The following is a 24,543-nucleotide window of genomic DNA, read 5'->3' on the forward strand; positions in this document are numbered from 1 at the left end:
TTACTCCTTTTTAAATCAAAACAGGATTGCCTTCCAATTTTTTTTCTAAATTTTTAGGATTCAACCTGTTAACAATGACGCTTCGAAAGTTAATCGCTAATATTCATCTTTATATAGGGCTGCTGACCGGATTATTGTTTTTTATCATTGCGCTATCTGGCGCCATCTATACTTGGCAACCTGAGTTCAGTCGAATAGCTTTTCACCAAACAGTCATTCAAGAAAATAAGCCTTTTATTTCCATTACGGATATAAAAAACACCTTGGAACGGAATTTTCCAGAAGGAGATTTCCGCACCGCACTTTACAGGGATCCCGAAAGTGCTATCGAGGTATTAATCTATGTGCCGGGCACTTATTTTCATGCCTATATCAACCCCTATTCAGGAGAATTGATCCACTTACAGGATATGAACAAAGGATGGATCAGTAAACTAAAAAACCTACATAGAAATTTGTTGTTAGGACCTCCCGGGCGGGAAATTGTTCACTGGGTGACCTTATTGGCAATGGGCATGCTGATAACAGGAATGGTGATTTGGTGGCCAGTTCAAGGAAAACCCGGGAAAGACAAATTCAACATCAAATGGTCGGCTTCTCCCAAAAAACTGAATTACGACCTGCATAACATCCTCGGATTCTATGCTACCTGGATCCTTATTTTCACCATTGGAACCGGGATTTTCTGGGGTTTTGCTGTAGTTAGAGAAAGCCTAAAAGAATTCAGTGGAGAGAACACCTTGAACTGGGAATCCCCACAATCCCTCGTTCCACCGGCAAGTCAAGTTAACTCCAAGGATGAAGTTTTAAACAGGTTGATCCTAGAATATCATACGGGCTATCCAGACTCGGAAGTTCGAATCAACATTCCTCATAAAGAGGAGGAAGCGGTTCAGTTATCCGTCATCCAGCCAACAGCAGGAATCAATGCAGTAGATTTTTATTACCATGACCAATATACCGGAGAACTAATTCGCGGAAACTTTCAAAATGGGCTTGCGGAAAATCGAAGCACCTTTGGCAAAATCAATGGATTGGTCTACGACATCCATTTTGGAAGTGTTTGGGGTCTTCCAGGGAGAATCCTGGCATGTTTCGCCTCCTTGATCGGGGCATCCTTGCCCATTACAGGCTTTTTGGTTTGGTGGAATAAGAGGAAATTGAAGAATAAAAAATCAATAAATTCCATCTAAAAACCCTTTCAAAAGTAGAATTTTGAAATAGTATTATTTCAAGCTTTTTAGTAATTTAGAAAGAATCATTTTTCTAACAAGATGGAAAAGCATCCCTATTTTTTTAGTATTTTTCTTCTTTTGGGCTGGTGTTTTGGCTGTAGTGATGCAGCCAATCAGGTGGACTATCATCCCATGACGGTGGAACTGATCAGCTTAATGAAGACGGAACCTGAGGTACAGAAGCTTTTGGAGCAGTCCATTGAACGAGCAAAAATTGCCAATCCTGATCCAAAGACGAATCCTATCCAATCTTTAGAACAATACCTGAAATTTGTTTCCAACACAGAAAAAGGAATGCCCTGGAGTCTGTATGAGCAAAAAGACAGTATTGAAGTCTATTCTGATATCAGCAAGAGTCTCCGATACTTTTACTTTCTGATCAACCAACCTCTTCCCGAACTGGAAGGCAAAGGGCTTTATAACAATACCATCCAGTTTTCAGAACCTTTTGTGTCTTGGCTGACAAAATTCAACAAGGAATGGGGGAGCTACCTTTCGTCAGAGGAATCCTGGAACGACTCCTATTACCAACTTGCCAAAAGGGATAGCCTCTTTGGGCTAAACTCTTCCTGGTATGAATCCCCATCCAATTGGCACTCTTTTAATGAGTTCTTTGCAAGAAAACTGCGATCTCCGGAAGAGCGCCCCATTACTTCTCCGGAAGACAATCAGATTGTTACCTCCTTTGCAGATTCCAGACCTATTGGAGTTTGGGAAATAGATAGTAATTCTGTGCTTGTTGCTAAAGAGGGTGTTCCTGTCAAATCCGCTACTTTTCGTTCTGTTTCCAAACTTGTCGGAGAAGAAAGCGAATATGCAGATGTATTCAAAAATGGTACTTTTTTACATTCCTTTTTGGCAATCAATGATTACCATCGCTATCATTTCCCTTTAAGTGGAGTAATCAAAGAAGTAAAACTGATTCCCGGCTTAGGGGTGGCAGGTGGTCTTTTGGAATGGGATCCAGCAAACCAGCGCTATGCTTACGATCCTACAGGCATAGATTGGCAAATTCTGGAAACCCGAGGACTAGTCATTCTGGATACAGAAAATTATGGTTTGGTGGCATTGATCCCTGTGGGTATGGCTACCATCGGTTCGGTTAATTTTGAAGATGCCGTAAAAGAAGGAGCCCGAGTCCAAAAAGGAGATCCCTTGGGATATTTCCAATTTGGGGGGTCGGATTTTGTGATGCTATTTCAGGAGTCCGTACAATTCACTTTAGATGCCCCCAAAATGGAGAATGGAGCTGGCTACAAACATCTCCTGATGGGCGAGCGATTGGGTTCCCTCACCTTGAAAGATTAATCTATATTTTTACTAAACCAGAGAGGAGGGGCTTTCTCCATATTATCTCCTCAAATATCTCCATATTTAATTCAAGGCATTTACTTTCTACAACATCACCAGTAAGTGGTAAATCAAATTTTTTGAAAAAATATCCAATGGGGTGTAATAAATTATGATTTGTGCCACTAACTAAGAAAAAGCCTGTGAGCAGCGATTTTTATTCAGCATCAATTTTACCCTATGCCCCAATTATCATCAAGATCTGCAGGGCATATACGGATACGCAGGAAGATTTCGAAGATTACTATCAGGAAGTGTGTTTACAAATCTGGAAAAGCAGACACAATTTTCAAGGGCAATCGGAATGGTCTACTTGGGTGTATCGATTGTCGCTGAATGTGTGTATGACTTTGCTCAAGAAAAAAAAGAATACCCCTCAGCAAACCGGTTCAGAATTTATTCCTGAGGAGCTAACAGAAGATTCGAAGGCATTTTCAGACGAGTCATTGGAACAACTATTCCAAGCCATCAGGAAATTATCCGAAGTCGACAGAGGAATAATTTTACTGTATCTGGAAGAAAAAACCTATCAGGAAATCGCTGACATCATGGGTACCAACCCCAATCATATCGGGGTGAAAATCAACCGTATTAAAGAACGCTTAAAAAAATTATTAGATGGAAAAATCAATTGAAACTACCTGGAAACAAGGATTTCTAAAAAACGATGCGCTGATAGCTCCTAAGGTCAATAAAATTTACAATAGGAAGTCCATACACCTGATTGAGAAATTTGAAAAAATGTTCAAAATCAATATTTGGGGAATTATCATTGGTTCCTCCCTCTTGTTTATCGGGGCAGTATTGGCAGGTGCACTATTGGCTGGTAGCCTTATGCTGATTATGATGCTCTATGTAGCCTATACAGCTTACCAAGAATTAAAATCCTTAGAGAAGCTAGATAAGGGACAAAGCAGTTATGTTTTTTTAAAATCCTTTAAAGAATGGATTGATCGCTCTACCGAGCGCTATGGCAACATGTATCGATTCGTATATCCAGCGTTAATCTTGCTCTTTTATTTTGGGATTTGGTACTCCGACATCTTTTCGCCCATGCGTGAAAAAGTAGCTGAAAGTACCTCTGATTTGATTTTCGGTCTTCATACCTATACCACTTTGGTCATCCTTATTGGAGCGGGTGTCATGAGCGCATTTAGTAAAGTGATCCATCAAGAAGATGTGAAAGCCATCTATGGCAAAATCTTGGATAAGCTCGATCATGCACTTGCCGAAATGGAAGAACTGCAGCGCTGATCTCTTGATTGCAAGATGACTAATGAGGTAAAGTGGAACATATAATTCCACTTTACCGCTATTTATACCTAAAATTCACAATTCTTCATTGGATTATTTTTTCTTTACTTCCCTATCAACTCTCCACCATTCCTCAAAAATTAGATGGCAGACTCCCCACATCTGATTAAATTCAAGTTGATAAAGAAAACCACCCTTATGAAAACCAAATCCCTTTTGCTCTTGCTCTGCTTGAGCCTTTCATTTTCTGTCTTTAGCCAGCAGTTGACTAGTCAGCTATTGGATGGACTGCCCTTAAGAAATATTGGTCCTGCCACCATGAGTGGAAGAATTGTGGACTTGGCAGTTCTGGAATCAGATCCTTACACGTTTTATGCGGCCACTGCTACCGGTGGAATCTGGAAAACCAGCGACAATGGAATCTCATTCGAACCGGTATTTGAAAATGAAAACACCCATTCCATAGGTGCAATTGCTTTGAACCAAGCACATCCCAATATCCTTTGGGTAGGAACTGGGGAAAGAGCCAATAGACAAAGTAATTCCTGGGGAGATGGGGTTTACCTATCTCATGATGGAGGAAAAACCTGGAAAAATGTGGGGTTGAAAGATTCTCACCATATCGGAAGAATCGTTCTCCATCCTACTGACACTGCTGTGGCTTACGTGGCTGCCATGGGTCATTTGTGGGGCCCCAATGAAGAAAGAGGACTTTACAAAACCAGTGACAGTGGAAAAACCTGGGAACGATTGATTTATGTGGATGAGGAAACAGGCGTAGTCGATGTGGCTATGGATCCTTCAGATCCTTCTATTCTTTATGCGGCTACTTACCAGAGAATGAGAAAGCCTTATGGTTTTCATGGAGGAGGATCTGGAAGTGGAATTCATAAATCCATCGATGGAGGTAAAACCTGGAAAGAACTAAGCAATGGTCTTCCAGAGGGAGATTATGGAAGAATTGGGATTTCGATTTATCGCAAAAATCCAGAGGTGGTATTTATATCATTGGAACAAGGTTTTCAATACAATGCCTCCACAGCATACAATGAACGGAGAGCAGGAATCTACCGAAGCAAGGACAAAGGAGAAAGTTGGGAGTTGATGAGCGACTGGAACCCTAGACCCATGTATGCTTCCCAGCCTTTGGTGGACCCAAGTGATGAATCACGCATCTATATGATGAACCAATACAGCTATTCCAGCGATAGCGGAAGAACCTTTACCGCACCACGTCAATCCCTACACGGGGATGATCGGATTTTGTGGGTGAATCCCAAGGATTCTAGACATGTCATCAAAGGAGATGACGGAGGTATAGGAATTTCGTACGATCGCGGTCTCAAATGGCTTTTTATCAACAATCTACCTGTCAGCCAATACTATAGAATCTCTGTGGATAATGCGGTTCCATACAATGTTTATGGTGGATTGCAAGACAATGGAAGCTGGGTAGGACCAAGTGAAACCTACCGCAGAGATGGAATACTCAATGAGGATTGGAAGAGATTAGGTGGAGGCGATGGCTTCCTTAACTTGGTAGATCAAAACGATCCGGATGTAGTGTACACCGAGTCTCAATACTTGGGTCTTTCCCGACTCAATATGAAAAATGGACAACGTCAAGACATTCGCCCCGGTGATCCAAAAGGTAGAATTGGTGCCAGAAGAAACTGGGATGCTTGGGGTCCTGGACTTCCCGAACCAGAATTAGGAAATGCCATGGCTCCCGGCAATTGGGATGGACCTTTCTTTCTATCAAACCATGACCCCAACACCATTTATGCAGGTACCAATGTATTATGGAAAAGCACGGACAATGGAGCAAGTTGGGTTCCTTTAGGTGATTTAACGACCAAGGTGAATCGTCGTGAGCTTTTGATCATGGGACAACGACCAGATGAGCACACCGCTTCTTTGGATGATGGAATTCCTTACTACCCTACCCTTACCGCCGTTGCGGAAGACCTTCATACTCCTGGAATGCTTTATGCCGGTACTGATGATGGTTTATTACAAGTGTCTTGGGATGGTGGAAAAACCTGGAATGATGTAAGTAGCACCTTGGAAGGTTTACCAAAGGAAACCTGGATCAATACATTTGAACCTTCGGCACATCAAGCGGGAAGGGCTTATGTAGCGATCAATAATTATAGAAATGATGATTATAGCAATTACATCTACCGCACGGAAGATTATGGGAAAACATGGGAATCTGTAGCAGGTGATTTACCAGCCAATCGCGTGGCGAGAACCTTAAGAGAGGACCCTAAGAATCCAGATTTATTGTACTTAGGAACAGAATTCGGATTGTTTATCAGCATTGATGCTGGAAAACACTGGGTGGAATTGAAAAGCAATATGCCTACACTTCCTTTCAATGATTTGGTCATTCACCCTAGAGACAATGACTTGGTACTGGGATCCCATGGACGTGGGGTCTGGATTTTGGACCAGGTGAATGCCTTACAGGAATTGACTCCAGAAGTACTTGAGCAATCTGCCGAATTATTCTCGATCGGAGACGCAGCAATGATCAATTATACCAATGACGGGGCTCATACCGGTGATATGTATTACCGTGGCGAAAACCCAGCCTTCGGTGCTGCCATGGATTATTACCTCCAGGATTCTGTAGGAAAAGACGCCATCAGCTTGAAGATTTATGATAGCAATGGTGAGTATGTAAGTGAAGTAAAAGCCAAGAATAAATCTGGTCTTCACCGCATTATGTGGGATTTGAGGTACGAATATGATGCTCCTGGATCTGGTAGGTTTAGAATGAATGGTCCTTTTGTACTTCCCGGATTGTACACTGCCAAGCTAGAAGTGAATGGAGAAGTCTTTGAAGAGAATTTCAGGGTGAACGATGACCCAAGGCTTGATATTCCACTTGGAGTAAGAAAAGAATGGACTGCCTCTCTTAAAGAAATCCTTGCATTGAGTTCGGAAGTAGCGGAAGACAGAGCACCGGTTCAAAAACTAGAGGAACAATTAGAAAAACTGGAGGAAGAAAACATTTCATACGATCAGGATGATGCAGCTCCTTTGAAAGAAATAATCAGAAAATATGGAGAATTAAACAGCCGCATCAGAACGCTTTATTCTCAGATTGATAATTATATTGGTCCATGGACTTCGGATCAAAAAGCACAATTCGAGTATTACAGCTCCATGAAACCAAAATTGAAAGAAGAACGGGATCAAGTCATTAAAACTACTGTTCCTAAAATCAATAAAGGTCTTAAAAAAGAGCATCAATTAAGCGTAGATAAATAAGTCTAAAGGGATCATTCAAGATGATGTGCTTTGAATGATCCTTGTCTCATTTTCACAATAAACCCCAATCTCAACATGCGAATATTCTTTACAGGAGGTTCAGGTAAAGCTGGCAAACATGTCATCCCTTACTTATTGGATCAGGGACATCAGGTCATGAATGTAGACCTGAAACCTTTGGATCACCCTAAAGTGGATAATTTGATCGCCGATATCACCGATTCGGGCCAAATGTTCAATGCCATGTCCTCCTATTCCAATCTGGGTGAATTGGAAATAGGTAATGGTACCCCCAAGTTTGACGCAGTGGTTCACTTTGCTGCTGTCCCAAGAATTTTGATCAATCCTGATAATGAAACTTTCCGAGTAAATACCATTGGTACCTACAATGTGATTGAGTCGGCAGTAAAGTTGGGAATAAAAAAAATCATCATCGCTTCTTCGGAAACCACCTACGGGATTTGTTTTTCTGATGGAAAAACTGACCCCATGTCTCTGCCTTTAGAAGAAGACTATGATGTGGATCCCATGGATAGTTATGGCCTATCCAAAGTAGTCAATGAAAAAACGGCCCGAACCTTCCAGCGTAGATCAGGCTATGACATATATGCCCTTCGTATCGGAAATGTAATCGAGCCTCATGAATATGCCGAATTATTCCCTCACTATTTGGAACATCCTGAGGTAAGAAGAAGGAATGCCTTTTGCTATATCGATGCCAGGGATTTAGGGCAAATTGTGGACTTATGCCTGAAGAAAGACGGGTTAGGATACCAAGTCTTTAATGCAGGAAATGACCACAACGGAGCGGTGATTCCAAGTAAAGAACTGGCTGAACAATTCTTTCCAGGAGTACCCATCACCCGTGAATTGGAAGAGCATGAAGCCTTATTCTCCAATCGAAAAATCAAAGAAGTACTGGGCTTCAAAGAGCAGCATCATTGGAGAAATTATTTGAACTGGGAATAGCCTAATCATTTTGGAGCCAATCCTGTGCTTACCCATTCGACCTAAACCTTTCACTTATTTTCTAGCCCATACCCTAATTCAAATGAGAGCCAGCATTCTTTTATTCCTTCTCGTATTTTCCTCCTATTTCATAGCTTCCGCTCAGACTACCTGTATGACAGAAGAAAACATCAAACTTCTTGATGCAAAATGGGAGGAGGCAAATTTGCACCCAGACCCTGATTTTTTTGAATCCACGTTGGGAGAGGAGTTTGTCTGGGTACATAATCATGTTTCCATGGTGGATTCTAAAGGAACAGTAGTTGAAGGGGCCAAAAAAAAGAAAGCAGCAGGAACTTCAAATACCCGATCAAGGGTCCAACGAGATGTGAAAGTGGCCATTACTGGCAATACTGCAGTAGTCACGGGAATTACTGTGGTAGATCGAGGACCTGAACCCACTACCTATCATTTTATGAGAACTTATGTGGAAATAGGTGGCAAATGCTTGTTGATAGGAAACCACACCATGGCCATTCCAAAGGAGGAACTGTAAATTCGCCTAAACCCAGCTAACTCATGAACTCTCTGATCAAAGCCATTACGATTTTAGGTTTGAGCTTTTGGTTTTCCCAAAGCTTTGCCCAAGAGTCTGCTTTTTCAGAATATGAAGTAAAGGAGTTTGTATTTCAAGGCCATGAAGCAAAGATCGTAATCCCCAAAAAGGCAAATGAAGCTAAAAACTGGATTTGGAGAGCTCGATTCTGGGGGCATGAGCCTCAATTGGACCAAGCCTTATTAGAAAAAGGATTTCATGTAGTTTATGTAGATGTAGCCGGCTTATTCGGTAATCCAGAAGCCGTGCAACGATGGAATGAGTTTTATGAATTCTGTAGAAAAGAATACAAGCTAAATCCGAAGGTGGTTTTGGAAGGCATGAGCCGTGGTGGTCTGATCATTTATAATTGGGCCGCAGAAAATACCGAAAAGGTGTATTCTATCTATGCAGATGCTCCGGTCTGCGACATCAAAAGTTGGCCGGGAGGATTATTCGCTGGTCAGGGTAGCGCCAGTGATTGGGTGAAATGTTTGGAAGTCTATGGATTGGATTCTGCTTCGGTTCGTGATTTTAAAGGAATTCCCATCTACAAGAGTGTGGCAATTGCCAAAGCAAAGATTCCTGTCATCCATGTTTATGGGGAATCAGACAAAGTGGTACCCTTTATGGAAAACACCTATTTACTAGCAGAAGAATTTCGGAAAGCTGGTGGAGAAATCACCTTGATCCCAAAACCTGGGGTTGGCCATCACCCCCATAGCTTAAAAGATCCCAGTCCTTTAGTGGACTTTATACTTAAAAGCATTGAAAAGTAAATTCAATCCATTTTTTTTGAAGCTTCGAAAAGATTTTAACCCAATATGTCCTTTAAAAAATCCCTGTTAAGCTTTTGCTTGGTTATCCTAGGTTTGACCTTTTCCCAAGCCCAAGATGTAGTCCCTATTCCAACCCAGGCCCAGCTAAACTGGCAAAATGCAGAGATGGTAGCCGTCTTTCACTATGATCTCCATGTGTTTGATGGGAAAGTTTACAACCAGGCGTATAACCGAATTACTCCAATTCCAGATTACAACATTTTCAATCCTGAAAAACTGGATACAGACCAGTGGGTAAAAGCGGCAAAAGAAGCAGGAGTAAAAATTGCTATTTTGACTGCTACCCATGAAACTGGCTTTGCTTTATTTCAAAGTGATTACAACCCATATAGCATGAAGGCTTTGAAATGGCAGGATGGCAAGGGCGATCTACTCCGGGATTTTAAAGCTTCTTGTGAAAAGTATGGGCTCCAAGCTGGAGTTTATATTGGAATCAGATGGAATTCCTTCTATGGAATCCACGATTTTAGGATCGAAGGGGCTAGTGAATTTGCTAAAAATCGCCAGCAGCATTATAACAGCATGGTCCAAGGTATGGTCAAAGAGATTTTTACCAATTATGGAGACTGGGCCATGGTTTGGTTTGATGGAGGTGCACATGGACCTGAACAAGGAGGCCCAGATGTTTTATCCCTATTCGAAAAATACCAACCTAATGGGTTGTTTTACCATAACCTACAGCGGGCAGATATGCGTTGGGGAGGCAGTGAATCCGGAACTGTTCCTTATCCGAGTTGGGGAACCTTTGCTTACCCGGCAATAGGATCGGGAGAAAGTGCACGGGAAGAAATCAGTAGAAACAATTTTGAATTACTGAAAACCGGAGACCCCAACGGAACTTATTACATGCCCGCCATGAGCGATGCCCCCTTGAGGGGACATGGAGGACATGATTGGTTTTGGGAACCTGGAAGAGAGCATTTGGTATATCCCTTGGAGGAACTTGTCAATATGTATTATAATTCGGTAGGTCATAACACCAGTCTGATTTTAGGGTTGACTCCCAATGCAGAAGGCCTAATTCCCGACACTGATGCCAAACGATTAAAGGAATTCGGAGATGAAATCAAGAGAAGGTTTAGCAATAAAATTGGGTCTACTTCAGGTTCTGGGAATAAACTTAGCATCAAACTACCAAAACGAACTGCACTCAATCAATTGGTCTTAATGGAGGAAATCTCCAAAGGAGAACGTATTCGAAAATTTATAGTGGAAGGCAAAACCAATAGGGGTTGGCAAACCATTTTTGAAGGTTCAGTCATAGGTCATAAGTTCATCCATCAATTTGATGAAATGGAGGTATCGGAGGTACGCTTGAAAATTTTGGAATCAAAGGGGGAAGTCCAAATCAATGACTTTAGTGTATATTTATTGGATTAGGCTTTGATAATATATACCTCCGAAAAGAATTCATGCTAGGCTATTGTAGGATAAAAAGCGGTAACTAGCTCAAGGGATGCCCAATAAATTGCGCATAGTCAACCTGTCCATGCCTCAAAAAAACTGATGATGAAAAACCGAATTGTCTTATCCGTACTTATGCTCATGTTTTCCTTTGCGCTTCATGCTCAAGTAAAAACTGCAATCATATGTGGCAAACTTATTACCGCTGAAGATGAAGCTGTCCTCACCAATACAGTAATCCTAATTGAGGAGGATAGAATTGTAGAAATCGGAAATAGAGGTATTATAAAGCCTGATTATGAAGTGATAGATCTTTCCGCATATACTGTGCTGCCAGGATTGATAGACGCACATGTGCATCCCTTAATTTATGGAGACGATTACCAAGTAAATCACTTAAAAGGATCCTCTGCTTTCAATGCACTCAGAGGATTAAAAGCAGTCCAAAATTGGCTGAATGAGGGTTGGACTACTTTAAGAATAGCTGGTGATGCGGATACACAATACGCCCATTTTGAAATCAGAGATGCAATAAACAATGGTTTATTTGATGGCCCAAGAATCTACGGAGCAGGACATTACTTATCAGTTACAGGAGGTGGAGGTGATATTAATTTTTTCTCCCCGGATCAATCGATTATTGCTGATGGTTTGGTGGTAGATGGTAAAGAGGAAATTCAAAAGGCTATTCGGGAGGAAATAAAATATGGAAGTGACTGGATTAAAATTTTGGTTACCGGGGCTTTTATGTCCGAAGGAGACAACCCACAAAATGTCCAGTTTAGTGATGAGGAAATAGTTGCAGCGATGGAAGAAGCCAAAAGAAGAGGTGTTCCGGTGATGGCTCATGCGCATGCTACAGAGGGCATCAATAAAGCGATCCAATTTGGGGCAAGATCCATAGAACATGGCACCTTTTTGAATGATGAAAGCATTGATCTGTTTTTGGAGTATGATGCATTTTTGATTCCTACTGTCAGTGTGGGAGAGTATGGATTGGAGACATGGAAGGAAAGTGAGGCCCAAGCCAAAATGTATGAATTAACCTTGAAGCATAGAGAGGAGTCATGGAAGATGTATTCAAAAGCAATTGAACGAGGGGTAAAAGTGGGAATTGGTTCAGACAATGTTGGCTTCCCTCCCTATTTTGCTGCCAAGGAATTCGAGTTGCTGGTGAAATTGGGAATGTCTCCTTTGCAGGCAATACTCGCAGGAACTAAAGTAAATGCGGAGTTACTAATGAAAGAGGATGAAATAGGAAGTATCAAGGTTGGAAAATTTGCAGACATCATTGCCACGAAGAACAACCCCCTAGAGGATATTACTGAATTGTCCCGCGTAGAATTCGTCATGAAAGGAGGAAAAGTGATCAAATCAATCAAGTAGTATCGAAGAAGCTGAAAATGGATTTGATCTCATAATTATGATCAATTCTCCGGCCCCAACTTCCCTTTGGCTGCATTTTTCAATTCTTCTGATGAATAGATCTTCCCCCCTTTGATCACGGTATGGACGAACCGGGTTCTCTTGATATCCTCGATTGGGTTTCCTTTGGTAATCATCAAATCTGCCCATTTCCCAGGACTGATGCTTCCCGCACGATCCTCAATTCCCAAGGCCTCGGCATTTTGTTGTGTTGCAAAATACAATACATCAGCTGCGGGAATTCCAACTTCCACCATGGCTGCCATTTCCCGATGAATGAAAAACCCTCCGATTCCTCCTCCTAGATAATTATCCAATAACAAAGGCCTGTCTGTTCCAACTGTTATCAAGCCTCCAGCATCATAATATCGTTTTAAGACTCCTTGTTTTACCGGATATATCTTTGCACATAAGGCATTAAAGTCAGAAGGCTTGATCCCTTCTATCAGTTTTTTTGTAAAAGGGGTAAAATATTGGCCCTCATAGGCCCAATCAAAAAAGATTGGGGAATCCACCATCCCTATTGCCCTATAGGTTCCTAATGTAGCATCGAAATAAACCCCGTTTTGAATATACAATTGAATGATTTCCTCCATTTCTGGATCCATGGGGTCCAGTTCTTTCAAACTATTATATGCGTTGGTAGTATCAACCAATAAATTCCCTCCTAAAAAATGCTCCACCCGATCAATTCCCATGTGAATTGCATCTTGAGGATTGACAGAATTTTTAAATCCAGAATCCAAATGACCAGTTACCGTCAATTTATTCTTATGAGCCTGGTCGATAAGAATGGCCAAATGCTCAGGAGTAATCCCTTTGGCTTTCAAACCATAGGCTCCTCTTTTTGCCCAATAATCCACTCGATCACGAATATCTCTTTCCGTAAAATTCGGGTTCCAATCAGGAGCTGCTGTTCCATAATAGGGGCCAGAATGAAGAATTCTAGGACCAGGCCTTTTATTGGCCTCAATATCTTTCTGTAGATCCCACATTTTCTCTGGCTCTATTTCCCCTGCCGGAAATGTACTGGTAATGCCATTGGCCAGAAAAATTTTAGGCATCGCTACCGTATCGTCATATGCTTGTTGATTGTAGCTGATTCGATAATGGGCATGTAAGTCGATTAGTCCTGGCAAAATGTAATCTTCATCGCTCAGAGACATCACCTCCCAATTCATCACATTTTCTGATCCAGTTCCAAAAATTCCATTCACCAAATAGATCCCCTTATTCTTTTTAAAGGTTTTGGTAGACGTGTCAAAAACCCAGCCTCCATTGATGATCATATGTTGACAAAACACTTGGCTACTGGAAAAAATCAATAGCACGAAGACCAGAACAAGTCTTTTATTCATAAGGTTGAAATAAATTGGGTGGATAATCAATTTCCAATATACTGATTTTCATGAGTCTCAGGTACGATAGACTTTATTCAATCCCTGTTTCATGAAATCAAAAAAAGGAGAACTATGCCTGACAACAGGTTTGTTCTCCTTGGAAAGAATGTTGACTGGTTGGAATCAGGCTGCTTCTTCTAATTCAGCATTTCTCATCCAACTTAACGTAAAGGTCGCCACATGGCCCAGAATAAATACCAATAAACCAAAAGTGGGAGAAAGTAGGGTGATTTTTAATCCTCCTGCTACAATGGCTGGTTCTGCTCCTCCTGAAGCTTCCAAGGCATCGAAGGCGGAAATCAGTCCAAACAAACTATTCGCGAAGGAAATCACCAATGCGAGCAGCACAATTTGATTGATCAATTTCTTGTATTTCAAGAATTGCCCCGTCTCACTTTTTAGATGAGAGAAGGCCTTCCAAGTAAAAAATACAGCTAGAATTAAACAAACCAAGATCAAGGTCATCCCACTTAAGCCACCCTCTACAAACCGTTCAACAAACACATTTGAAAACGATAGATTTAATCCGAATACAGTTGCAATTAATTTCATTTCTTTTTCGATTTAGATGATGAAACAATTCTAAGCAGACAAATGGAAAGCTCTCAGAATTTTCGATCAATAACAAGAGTAGCAGACCAAACAACCATTTCAAAAAGGTTGATGACTAAAATAGGAGCTCTTAGGTTATTTACCGCATTAAATCCGTCAACCATCGTAAAATCTTTGCAATTACATTAATTTAAAGGATCTTGGTCCTTCCCATGAAGTATAAAGATCTGATTCGAATCCTTTCAAAAAAGCTATTGACGCAATTGCTATTGTGTCTGGGAATCTTCCTTTTTTTTACATTTTACTTTGGGATCACCATTTCCAATCTGGGCCCAGTAATGGCTTTCAGTGCTTTTTTGCTTCCGGTTACCTTAGGGATTGTCCATGTGTTCAGCTTTCACCTGATTCCCCATTACCTGTTCAAGCAACAATATCTCTGGTTTTCTATCTACACCCTATATACAGTGATCATTTCCAGTTTTCTGATCACTACCTCCTCATTTTATGGGTTTCTTTTCATCAATTCCTTAGAGACATTCAACAGTGATTTCCTGCTGACAAAAAACCTATACCTCATCCTGATAGGAGTATACATGGTGGTCTTATTGACTTCCCTCTTTTCCGCTTATAGGGAAAGCTATAAAATGCAAATCCGGAATAAAGAACTCCAATTTGCCTTGGTCAATGGAGAACTCCAACTCAAGCAAGAGGAACTCTCCTATTTGAAGATGCAAATCCATCCTCACTTTTTATTCAACACCCTCAATTCAATATATGGATCTGCCATCGCGAAAGATCATCAAACCCCCGAACTGATTCTCAAGCTTTCAAATTTATTGGATTACATCCTCTATCAAACCAAAAAGTCCTTGGTACCGCTACAAGATGAAATCGATCATCTCCAAGATTATTTGGCTTTGGAAAAGCTTCGCCATAAAGCCAAACTTAAAATCACCACCTCTTTACCGGAAAACCAAGACCATATTCAAATTGCTCCCATGCTATTTTTGCCTCTGTTGGAAAATAGCTTTAAACATGGGAAAACCCTGCATATAGATGCCTTTGTGGATTTGAGAATCACAGTGAAAGATGGAAAAGTGGGTTTTTACTTAAAGAACTCTTTTGAGCCTCAAAACCAAACCCAAGGGAAAAAGTCCACCGGAATCGGATTGAAAAACATCCAAAAGAGACTGGCTCTATTGTACCCAGATACCCATCAATTCTCCATAGAAAAAGGAACAGATTACTTCCTAGTAAAATTAGAAATTCAAACCCCACAAGAATGGATTGCCTGATCGTAGATGATGAACCTATCGCCCAAGATATTCTAAAAGAATACATCTCCAAGGTGGATTACCTGAATTTGGTGGGTTGCTGCTCCAGTGCGCACGAGGCATTTGACCAAATGAAGTCAAACCCAGTTCAATTGGTTTTTTTGGATATCAATATGCCAGGAATCGATGGAATATCATTTGCAAAGATCCTCCCTCCTGAAACCCATATAATTTTCACAACTGCCTATAGAGAATATGCGATTGATGGATTTGATTTGGCTGCAACTGATTATTTGTTGAAGCCTATCCCTTTTGACCGCTTTTTAAAAGCACTTTCCAAAGTTCAGGATCAAAAAAAGGAGGTCATTCAAGAAGGGGAAAAGCAGGACTTTTTATTTGTGCGTCAGGACAGAAAGATGGAAAAAGTAGAATTCTCCGACATTTTGTACCTAGAAAGTTATTCAGACTATTTAAAAATCCATTTGAAAGACCGGGTATTGGTAGTCCGAGAAAGCATTTCCAATTTTGAATCAAAACTCCCAAAAAATCAATTTTTGAGATTTCATCGATCCTACATAGGAAACATTTCAGCCATTCATTCCTATACTCATGAATACTTGGAAATTGCCAATAAAGCATTGACGATCAGCCGTAGTTTCAAGGAAGAAGTCCTTAAAAAGCTCCAGCAATTTGAATAGAAACGGTTTCCTTAATTTTTTTTAAAAAATATTTCCCAAATAATCGAAAATCCAATTATTTAATTTTACTTTGTAATTCAAAGTACTTTTAAAATGACAAGACCTGAGCAAGAATTAGCCGACATTAAATCGATGATGGAGCGAAGTACCCGCTTCTTATCCCTTAGTGGAATCTCTGGAATCTTAGCCGGCACCTATGCATTGATTGCATCGGGCGTTGCTTATACCTGGATTTATTATCCGGGCGTTCCTTATGGTTTGGATTTATCCAAAACACAGCAAGAAGGGATCGTCAATCATCTTTTATGGACTGCCATTACGGTGTTGCTCTTGTCTATAGGTACTGCATGGGTCATGAGCCAGAACAAAAGCAAAAAGAAATCACAAAAATTCTGGACACCAGCAAGCAAACGATTCATTCAAGCATTGTTCGTTCCTGTGATCGCAGGGGGATTATTTTGTTTGGCCTTGATTTCGATGGATAATTTGGAAATGGTCGTACCTGCGACATTGACCTTTTATGGATTAGGCTTGCTCAATGCCTCCAATTTCACCTTGAATGACATCAAATACCTAGGGTATTGTCAATTGATACTTGGGTTAGTTTCGGCTTTTTTTCCAGGATCTGGCTTGATCATTTGGGCTTTGGGCTTTGGAGTGTTGCACATTATTTATGGTGCAATGATGTATTACAAATACGACCGATAAGGTGAAGGGGAATTACGATAAAGCATTTGAAAACGTGGTCCGTTTGCGGGTCATGTCCATCTTGATGGTCAATGAGGATTATGACTTTAATTCCTTCAAAGAACTCCTGGAAGTGACGGATGGGAACCTGGCATCCCACCTTAAAAACTTGGAAAAGCAAGAATATATTACTGTCAATAAATCATTCGTAGGAAGGAAGCCTTTCACTACATATTCCGCCACTTCACAAGGCAAAAAAGCTTTTGAAGCGCATTTAGAATTCCTTGAAAATTTGATTAAAGAAAATAAAAACTAAAAAAATTTATCCATCTACTTTGAAACACAAAGTACTTTCATAAAATCTAAAACAATGAAAACTGAAATCGATTTTCTAAAAGGCATACAAGCCAAATCCATGCTGGCAGCTGGAATCATTGGGGCATCGATCCCCCTTTCCTGGTTAGGATTCATCATTCTATTCAAAGAAGATGTATTTGAAAAATGGATGTTAATTCCCTTGACTTTTATTCCATTGGGAGGAGTTTTTGGCGCACTCTTCTTTTACTTAATGGGCTTTGTCTGGTTTCCAAAAGGAACTCCCAAACTCATTGCGATCCTCTTTAGTACCCTACTTTATTTTATTGCGATATGGCTAAGTGCTGTGTTCGCATTTAGCCTTACTGGGGATTGGAACTAAATACCACCACCTTATAAATCAAAAAGATATGATTGAATTCACTCCCAATAACGCTTTGGAAAAGTACTATCTCCAAATCAAGCAAAACCGGTGGCATTGGCTTTTCCAGCTTTTTTGCCGAATTCTATTGGCATATGCCTTTATCGTAGCAGGAATGGTAAAAATTCTAGGCGAACGATTTGCCAGTGGTTTATCTGAGATTCACCCGATGGGGGCCTATTTGGAAGCTCTTCACCATACTGGCTACTATTATACATTTATTGGCTATGCTCAAGTAACTGCTGGAATTCTTTTACTCATCCCTAGCACAGTTTTAATGGGGGCATTATTATACCTGCCTATCATTTTTAATATTTGGATCTTATCCTATGCAGTGAGATTTATAGGTTCTTATATTACTTCACCACTGATGGTTCTAGCGAACCTTTACATCCTTACATGGCATTATGACAAGCTAAGGTTTATCATACCATTTAATCGCTTCTCAAAAAAGGTAAGCTTTTCAAAACCAGAAAAATACAGCCTTAGGTTTCCATTTCTCTTTTTTGGTGGAGTTCTTTTAACAATGGTTTTCTTCGTCCTATTCACGCGATTCGGTCATGAGGTAATGCCTCAAAACTCCCTGGAATCATGCAAAAAGCAATTTATCGGGTCAAAAAATGAAACCGCTGGATTTGCTTTTTGCGAATGCATCCATACCAATGGAAGTCCACTAGATACTTGCTTAGAAACATATGAAAATTCAAAAAATTAATCCTTTTATGACACCTATCTCCTACCCTATAGCCAAAAACATCACACCATGGAACAAGAGATTTTAACCCACCTAAATGACCCGGTTTCCTTAGAGAAACTCTATCGGTCAAACAAGTCACTATTCAGGGAGTCATTCCTCAAACTATCTCCAAAAATGGAAGAAAGTTCCGCAACTGAATTTTGGAATGCCAGACTAAACTACCAAGGCAATGCTATTTCTTGGGGACAAAAAAATGAAATCCTTTACATAGCCATTGCTTGCCTAGTGGCAGGGCTGGTTGCCAAACTACCTGATATCATTTCAGTCTCACCTGATTTCTTCTACCCGAGAAATCTAGGTTTCATCATCTTCCCTGTATTAACTGCCTATTTTGCATGGAAAAATCAACTTTCCAGACAAACCGTAGGTTTCTTAGCTGGAATATTCAGTTTTTGCATTATTTATATTAACCTTCTTCCCAATCACCCGGAAAGCGACACCTTGATTTTGGCATGTATCCATTTACCACTTCTACTTTGGTTTTTACTTGGGTTCTCTTTTGTCGGAAATAAATTCAAAAGTCTCCAATCACGATTGGAATTCTTTAAGTTCAATGGGGAGGGGATAGTATTATGTGCCGTACTAGGAATTGCTGGAGCCCTCTTGATGGGTATGACTTTTGGACTGTTCGAACTGATCGGTATCAACATAGAACCTATTTTTGAAAAGTACTTAGTCGTTTTTGGGCTCCCTGCCCTTCCTGTCGTGGCCACTTTTCTCACCCAGTCCAACCCTCAATTGGTCAACAAAGTCACTCCTATCGTAGCTAAACTGTTCAGTCCTGCTGTTTTGATCATGCTCGTGATTTACCTTTTGGCCATCGTTTACTCAGGAAAGGATCCTTACAATGACCGGGAGTTTTTGTTAATCTTCAACCTATTACTGATTGGAGTCATGGCCTTGATATTCTTTTCCATTGCGGAAACATCCAACAATGAGAAAACCTCCTTCAACATTTGGGTACTATTTCTACTTTCTTGTGTCACGATTTTAGTCAATGGAATCGCCCTGTCAGCAATTACGTTTAGAATCTCGGAATGGGGTTTCACCCCGAATAGATTGGCTGTCTTGGCTGCCAACTTGCTTATCCTAGTGCACCTGGTACTGGTCACTTACCAACTCAGTAAAGTCCTTCGCCAAAAAGTAATTCTTGAAGATATTGGAATGACTGTGGCTAAATACGTCCCTATTTACTTTATATGGGCTAGCATCGTCGTATTTGTTTTCCCATTGGTTTTTGGATTTATGTAAGCTTTAAAAAGATAACCAACCAAAGCCTCACTCGCTCTTTTGAGGCATTTCTCATTACCTTTTCAAAAAATGCTTGTAATTTCCTGATACCTAAATCAGGATTTTATGAGCATTTTTACCATTATCACCATTCTCATTGTTTTATCGGCAGTATTTGCTTTTATCAACACCAAGTTTTTGAAATTACCCTTCACTATTGGTTTGATGATTATTGCCATCGCCTTTACGATAGGTATTACGGCTTTAGGTAAAATCAATCCCTTTTTTATAGATGAAGCAGAGTTGCTGATCCAGTCCATCGATTTTGAAACTGCATTACTGGACATCATGCTAAGCTTTCTATTATTTGCTGGTGCCTTACATACGAAACTCGATGCTTTGAAAACCTTAAAAGCTCCAATTGCTGCCTTTGCCACCATTGGAGTCGTCCTGTCTACCTTTCTGGTAGGCTCCATGATGTATTTTGTTTTTCAGGTATTTGGACATGAAATTTCCTATATCTATTGCCTATTATTCGGCGCATTAATCTCTCCAACGGACCCCATTGCGGTTTTGGGAATCCTAAAAGATGCCAACGCTCCTAAAAAACTTGAGGTTAAAATCGTGGGAGAATCTTTGTTCAATGACGGGGTGGGGGTAGTCGTGTTTTTAGTGATCTTCAAAATTGCACAGCAAGGGATTGATGCTGTCTCAGCCAGCGAAGTCGGGCTACTCTTTCTGGAAGAAGTAGTGGGTGGAATTACCTTAGGGTTAGTCACAGGCTGGCTCACTTTCCAAGTGATGAGAGTAATAGATCACTATGAAACAGAGGTAATCATCACCCTGGCATTGGTGATGGGGCTGTCTGGTTTGGCACATTTGCTTCATGTATCAGGACCCTTGGCAGTGGTCGTGGCGGGGATCTTTATAGGGAATAAATCTCCAAAAATTGCCTGGTCAGTGACTACGCAAAATTATGTAGACAAATTCTGGGAGCTCATCGATGTACTGCTAAACGCCATTTTATTCGTCTTGATAGGCTTAGAACTGCTAATTATTTCTGCCAAAGAGGAATATTTAATCTATGGGTTGCTCGCCATTCCAATTGCCTTAATTGCCCGGTTTTTATCGTTGGCCGGGCCTGTTGCCATCTTTGAAAAGAAGTTAGATTTCATCCCCAAAACCAATTTACTGATGACATGGGGAGGAATCAGGGGTGGAATATCCATCGCTTTGGCACTTTCCCTGGAAACACAAATGGAGCGTGAACTCTTTCTCACAGTCACCTATGTCATTGTGGTATTTTCCATTATAGGACAGGGCCTAACGATAGGTCCATTGGTCAAAAAAGTCCTAGCAAAGAATGGCACTTCCGGTTCCCCCACAAGCCAAGATTAGTCTAGCTGTAATTGTTGGCTTCTAGCTTCGAACCTTTATCTTTTAGTATCCAATTCTTAATTCCATGAAAAACTCTCTATTTGTCCCCTTGGTACTACTCTTTTTGATTTCAGCTTGCAATGCGCCTACCAAAGAAGCGCAAGTTCCCGATTCTCCGATTGAGCATGCCTTTTCATTGGATTACAAAAAGCCAGATTTTATCAATGACCAACGGGCTGAAAAAATCAAAACACTAGCGGAAAAGCTTCAGGTAATCATGGATGAATATGCCAAGGAGAATCATATCCCTGGAATTGCTTATGGAATTGTGGTAGACGATGAATTGGTTCTTTCCTCAGCAGTAGGATTTTTGGATCTGGAAAAACAACAACCTGCCAGTACAAGCGCTGCATTTCGAATAGCTTCCATGACGAAAAGCTTTACTGCGATGGCCATTCTTAAACTTCGGGATGAAGGAAAACTTAATTTAAATGACCCGGTGGTCATGTATATCCCAGAAATGGATCAAACTACCTATTTGACGCAGGATGCCCCTGAAATTGATATTGAGAATTTATTAACGATGACGGCAGGCTTCCCTGAAGACAATCCCTGGGGAGACCGCCAATTGGATGAACCCAACCAAATGTTATTGGACCTGATCCAAAATGGAATTTCTTTCTCTAATGTGCCTTCTTACCAATATGAATACAGCAATACCGGTTATGCCATGCTTGGATATATTGTCTCTCAAGTTTCAGGAAAACCCTATCAACAATACATTCAGGAGGAAATCCTTGCCCCCTTGGGCATGACGCACACGTATTGGGAAATTGACGATGTTCCATCAGATCAGCTGGCTATAGGCTATCGATGGGAAGATGAAGAGTGGAAATTAGAACCCATGCTGCATGATGGAGCTTTTGGATCCATGGGGGGATTAATTACCTCCATAGAGGATTTTAGCAAGTATGTAAGTTTTCATCTTTCTGCCTGGCCTCCTCGAAATGAAAATGAAAGGGAACCGTTGAAAAGGAGTTCGCTTCGAGAAATGCAAACACCCCAATTTCCAAGGTTGAATTCAAATGCCAAAAACTATAATGGAGAACCATGCGCAATCGTCTCAGGATATGGTTTCGGCTTGGGCATTTATCAAAATTGTGACCATCAAAAATGGGTGTCACACGGAGGAGCCCTTCCGGGATTTGGAAGCAATTATGTTTTTTACCCTGAATACGGAATTGGTATCATGGCATTCTGCAATTTGACCTACACCACTCCTTGGCCTTTGCAAAAGATCCAGCAAATGCTATTTGATGAATTGGAATTAAGTCCTCGAGTATTGCCTGTTTCATCCATCTTAGCAACAAGAAAAACTCAAGTTGCCGAAACGTTCCAGCAAGGCGAAGACGCCCTAAAAGCTGATATTTTTGCAGAGAACTTCTTTTTGGATGAAAACAGGGAACATCGAGTAAGCGAAATCTCCAACGCTCTCGATAAAGCGGGAAAAATCCTTGAGGTCACGGAAATTGAACCTCAAAATCAATTAAGAGGCATTTTTAGACTCAAAGGCGAAAATGGAGATGTCGCCATCCTATTTACCCTTACTCCGGAGAATGACCCCAAAGTGCAGCAATTGTTGTTTGCGTTTATAGAAAAAGAGGAGGATTAAAACCTTTATTTTTCAAAGGTAATGGCATCCGGTTTTGCACCTAGCTGTTCCAGCGTTTCACTGATTGCTTTGACCATAGGATCTGGTCCGCAAACATAAAAGTGCTGAGAAAAATCTTGTACATGATTTTTCAGGAAGTCGGCGCCAATTCGACCATGCTCATGACCTGAAACCGTTTCCTTTTCAAGTATTGAAATAAAATTGCTTCCAAGGGTATCCTTGAAATAGCCCTCCAAAATCACATCTTCTTTGGTTTTATTAGCAAAGAAAAGGCGATTCCCTGCAAGATTTCCGTTCTTCTTTAAGTCTTTAATAATGGCTATAAAAGGAGTAATCCCTGCACCTCCGGCTATAAACACACCTGTTCCATTATATTGGATAGCTCCCCAAGAATCATTTAACACAAGTTCATCTCCTTTGACCAGACGGTCCAATTGGTTGGTGACTCCATCATGATCTGCATAAGATTTAATTACAAACTCCAAATGATCCTCCTCGGGAAGTGAAGTAAAAGTAAAGGGTCGTAGCTCATCCTTCCATTCCTCTTTATTGATTGCCAGTTCAGTAGCCTGCCCAGGAATGAACGTATATCCTTCTGGCTTCTCCAAAGTATATTGTTTCACATCATGAGTCAAAGTTTGGATATCCAGTATTTTTACAATGGTTGACATAGTTAAATTAAAGTTGGTTGTACTTATACAAACGATTAAACTCAGTTTTGTTTGGCAAATCCCACCTTTTCTTAAATTCACCATTTTCCCAAAACTGATTCTTTTGCCTAAAAATTATTTGATTTGGCTATCTTGTCGGGATTAAAAACAACCCTTATGAAAAAACATTTCAATTTAACCTTATCCTTGGTTTTTCTTGTAGCCATAGGATTTACCTCTTGTAGTTCAAAAACCAGCACAGAAGATTCTACAGAAACCATGGAAGCTGTTGTCGCTGAACCTTCTAGCTTTGGTGGTTTAGCACTTTACACGGTCCGTGATTCCATGGCAAGCAACCCAAAGGCCACTTTACAGGCTGTAGCTGACGCAGGATATGCCTACGTGGAAGCTGCAAACTATGCAGATGGTAAATTTTACGGAATGACTCCTTCTGAATTCAAATCCTATTTAGAATCTCTAGGAATGACCGCAAAAAGTGCGCACATGGGCATGGTCAACATGGAGAATGCTGATCAGTTGATCGCTGACGTGAAAGCCGCAGGAATCGAATATTTTGTAATCCCCGTCCCTCCAATGGGCATGTTTACATTTAACCCAGAAACCAGATCCATGGGAATGAAAGGTACACCTGATGAGCTAGTTAATATCATGAATACCTTGGGTGAAAAATGCAATCAGGCTGGTATCAATCTACTATACCATAATCATGATTTTGAGTTCAAAGCCATGGACGATGGAACCATCATCGAGGACTTGCTTTTAGAAAAGTGCAATCCTGAATTTGTGAATTTCCAGATGGACCTTTTCTGGGTGACCAAAGCGGGAGTTGACCCTTTGACCTATTTTGAAAAATACCCTGGAAGATTTAAAGCTTGGCATGTAAAAGACATGAACCAAGAGGGAAACTTCGCTCCAGTAAATACGGGAAGTATAGATTTTGCCAGAATTTTGGCGGAAAAAGATCAGTCAGGGATGGAATTCTATCTTGTGGAACAAGATCAAACTTTCGGATTAGACCCAATGGAAGCCATTCAAATCAGCCATGATGGATTGAAGGAAATCGGGTTTAAATAACCTTTTCCACCTCAAATTAAAGCGGAACTTCTTAAAAAAGAAGTTCCGCTTTTTATTTTCCAAAGACCAATCTAGATCCACTCAGA

Annotated in this window: 23 protein-coding genes; 20 read left to right on the forward strand and 3 right to left on the reverse strand. The window is 40.7% G+C overall.

The features are described 5' to 3' along the window. The first annotated feature begins 74 nt into the window (after positions 1-74). The 10 genes from BUR11_RS11515 to BUR11_RS11560 all read left to right on the forward strand — a co-directional run bounded on the left by BUR11_RS11515 (position 75) and on the right by BUR11_RS11560 (position 12,290). Positions 75-1,193 (forward strand): PepSY-associated TM helix domain-containing protein, encoded by a 1,119-nt coding sequence (locus BUR11_RS11515; RefSeq protein WP_074225224.1) that lies wholly within the window; start codon positions 75-77, stop codon positions 1,191-1,193. Positions 1,194-1,274: 81 nt separating this feature from the next. Further along, complete coding sequence (locus tag BUR11_RS11520) at positions 1,275-2,543, forward strand: phosphatidylserine decarboxylase (RefSeq protein WP_074224954.1); 1,269 nt, start codon at positions 1,275-1,277, stop codon at positions 2,541-2,543. A gap of 185 nt (positions 2,544-2,728) precedes the next feature. After that, positions 2,729-3,220, forward strand: a complete 492-nt coding sequence (locus tag BUR11_RS11525) for an RNA polymerase sigma factor (RefSeq protein ID WP_074224955.1) — start codon at positions 2,729-2,731, stop codon at positions 3,218-3,220. Then, complete coding sequence (locus BUR11_RS11530; protein ID WP_074224956.1) at positions 3,204-3,839, forward strand: hypothetical protein; 636 nt, start codon at positions 3,204-3,206, stop codon at positions 3,837-3,839. Before BUR11_RS11525 ends, BUR11_RS11530 begins: the two co-directional genes overlap by 17 nt. 198 nt (positions 3,840-4,037) lie before the next feature. Continuing rightward, positions 4,038-7,118: a WD40/YVTN/BNR-like repeat-containing protein gene (locus BUR11_RS11535; RefSeq protein WP_159439222.1), complete on the forward strand. Its 3,081-nt coding sequence runs from the start codon at positions 4,038-4,040 to the stop codon at positions 7,116-7,118. 75 nt (positions 7,119-7,193) lie between these two features. After that, positions 7,194-8,087, forward strand: a complete 894-nt coding sequence (locus BUR11_RS11540) for an NAD-dependent epimerase/dehydratase family protein (RefSeq protein WP_074224958.1) — start codon at positions 7,194-7,196, stop codon at positions 8,085-8,087. Positions 8,088-8,169: 82 nt separating this feature from the next. Continuing rightward, the gene (locus BUR11_RS11545; protein WP_074224959.1) at positions 8,170-8,622 is read left to right on the forward strand and encodes a nuclear transport factor 2 family protein; all 453 of its coding nucleotides are present in this window, start codon (positions 8,170-8,172) and stop codon (positions 8,620-8,622) included. 23 nt (positions 8,623-8,645) lie between these two features. Beyond that, on the forward strand, positions 8,646-9,440 hold the full coding sequence (locus BUR11_RS11550) for an alpha/beta hydrolase family protein (RefSeq protein ID WP_074224960.1): 795 nt from the start codon (positions 8,646-8,648) through the stop codon (positions 9,438-9,440). Positions 9,441-9,485: 45 nt separating this feature from the next. Beyond that, on the forward strand, positions 9,486-10,880 hold the full coding sequence (locus BUR11_RS11555) for an alpha-L-fucosidase (RefSeq protein ID WP_074224961.1): 1,395 nt from the start codon (positions 9,486-9,488) through the stop codon (positions 10,878-10,880). A 126-nt stretch (positions 10,881-11,006) separates the two neighbouring features. Continuing rightward, a complete protein-coding gene (locus tag BUR11_RS11560) occupies positions 11,007-12,290 on the forward strand; it encodes a metal-dependent hydrolase family protein (RefSeq protein ID WP_074224962.1) in 1,284 nt (427 codons plus the stop codon). Positions 12,291-12,331: 41 nt separating this feature from the next. On the opposite strand, the gene BUR11_RS11565 is transcribed toward BUR11_RS11560, so the two are convergent. After that, positions 12,332-13,687 carry an amidohydrolase family protein gene (locus BUR11_RS11565; RefSeq protein WP_084560940.1) on the reverse strand — a complete coding sequence of 452 codons (1,356 nt, stop codon included), beginning with the start codon at positions 13,685-13,687 and terminating at the stop codon, positions 12,332-12,334. 165 nt (positions 13,688-13,852) lie between these two features. Then, positions 13,853-14,281, reverse strand: a complete 429-nt coding sequence (locus BUR11_RS11570; RefSeq protein ID WP_074224964.1) for a hypothetical protein — start codon at positions 14,279-14,281, stop codon at positions 13,853-13,855. Positions 14,282-14,493: 212 nt separating this feature from the next. Between BUR11_RS11570 and BUR11_RS11575 the strand changes: the two genes are divergently transcribed. The 9 genes from BUR11_RS11575 (at position 14,494) to BUR11_RS11615 (ending at position 22,712) form a co-directional block, all read left to right on the forward strand. Further along, entirely contained in the window at positions 14,494-15,576 is a 1,083-nt protein-coding gene (locus BUR11_RS11575; protein WP_074224965.1) for a sensor histidine kinase, read from the forward strand. Then, positions 15,564-16,253 (forward strand): LytR/AlgR family response regulator transcription factor, encoded by a 690-nt coding sequence (locus BUR11_RS11580; RefSeq protein ID WP_074224966.1) that lies wholly within the window; start codon positions 15,564-15,566, stop codon positions 16,251-16,253. The genes BUR11_RS11575 and BUR11_RS11580 overlap by 13 nt, the downstream gene beginning before the upstream one ends. Before the next feature lie 93 nt (positions 16,254-16,346). Next, on the forward strand, positions 16,347-16,961 hold the full coding sequence (locus BUR11_RS11585; protein WP_074224967.1) for a hypothetical protein: 615 nt from the start codon (positions 16,347-16,349) through the stop codon (positions 16,959-16,961). A gap of 1 nt (position 16,962) precedes the next feature. After that, positions 16,963-17,256: a winged helix-turn-helix domain-containing protein gene (locus BUR11_RS11590; RefSeq protein ID WP_234982149.1), complete on the forward strand. Its 294-nt coding sequence runs from the start codon at positions 16,963-16,965 to the stop codon at positions 17,254-17,256. Between the two features lie 54 nt (positions 17,257-17,310). Then, positions 17,311-17,637, forward strand: a complete 327-nt coding sequence (locus BUR11_RS11595; protein WP_074224969.1) for a hypothetical protein — start codon at positions 17,311-17,313, stop codon at positions 17,635-17,637. Between the two features lie 28 nt (positions 17,638-17,665). Then, a complete protein-coding gene (locus BUR11_RS11600; protein WP_074224970.1) occupies positions 17,666-18,391 on the forward strand; it encodes a hypothetical protein in 726 nt (241 codons plus the stop codon). A 48-nt stretch (positions 18,392-18,439) separates the two neighbouring features. Then, the gene (locus tag BUR11_RS11605) at positions 18,440-19,684 is read left to right on the forward strand and encodes a DUF4153 domain-containing protein (protein ID WP_074224971.1); all 1,245 of its coding nucleotides are present in this window, start codon (positions 18,440-18,442) and stop codon (positions 19,682-19,684) included. A gap of 105 nt (positions 19,685-19,789) precedes the next feature. Beyond that, positions 19,790-21,061, forward strand: a complete 1,272-nt coding sequence (locus tag BUR11_RS11610; RefSeq protein WP_074224972.1) for a cation:proton antiporter — start codon at positions 19,790-19,792, stop codon at positions 21,059-21,061. Between the two features lie 64 nt (positions 21,062-21,125). After that, positions 21,126-22,712 (forward strand): serine hydrolase domain-containing protein, encoded by a 1,587-nt coding sequence (locus BUR11_RS11615; protein WP_074224973.1) that lies wholly within the window; start codon positions 21,126-21,128, stop codon positions 22,710-22,712. A 5-nt stretch (positions 22,713-22,717) separates the two neighbouring features. Here BUR11_RS11615 and BUR11_RS11620 read toward each other — a convergent pair whose 3' ends face one another. Further along, entirely contained in the window at positions 22,718-23,383 is a 666-nt protein-coding gene (locus tag BUR11_RS11620; protein ID WP_074224974.1) for an FAD-binding oxidoreductase, read from the reverse strand. Positions 23,384-23,539: 156 nt separating this feature from the next. On the opposite strand from BUR11_RS11620, the gene BUR11_RS11625 reads away from it, so the two are divergent. Further along, positions 23,540-24,457 (forward strand): sugar phosphate isomerase/epimerase family protein, encoded by a 918-nt coding sequence (locus tag BUR11_RS11625; protein WP_074224975.1) that lies wholly within the window; start codon positions 23,540-23,542, stop codon positions 24,455-24,457. Positions 24,458-24,543 lie beyond the last annotated feature (86 nt).

The organism is Algoriphagus halophilus, assembly GCF_900129785.1.
Taxonomy (GTDB): Bacteria; Bacteroidota; Bacteroidia; order Cytophagales; family Cyclobacteriaceae; genus Algoriphagus; species Algoriphagus halophilus.